The organism is Pelomicrobium sp. G1 (assembly GCF_051905455.1).
Lineage (GTDB): Bacteria > Pseudomonadota > Gammaproteobacteria > Burkholderiales > UBA6910 > Pelomicrobium.
Map to the genome: position 1 here is coordinate 1 of NZ_JBQACR010000699.1, position 230 is coordinate 230.

General features: G+C 71.7%; 1 pseudogene. It reads right to left on the bottom strand.

What is annotated here, in order from left to right:
* Positions 1–230 (bottom strand): annotated as a pseudogene (locus ACTFO6_RS20185) (AsmA family protein); the annotation flags it as partial.

The window sequence follows — 230 nt, forward strand, 5'->3', positions numbered from 1 at the left end:
CTCCCGCTCCCGGGTCCGCTTGGCCACGTCGCCCGCGATGGCGCCGCAGTCGAACTCGTAGCGGGGCTGGGCCAGGGGACCCGTCCCCCGCACCGGCACCGTGATGCCTTTGAGCTGGGCCAGTTCCGCGCCACCTTGTCCCTTGGAGGTGGCCACCACGGTGGCCTTGAGCAGGTAATCCCGGGTGTCGTTGACGATATCCCCGCTCCCCGCCCCGGCGAGCCGCAGCA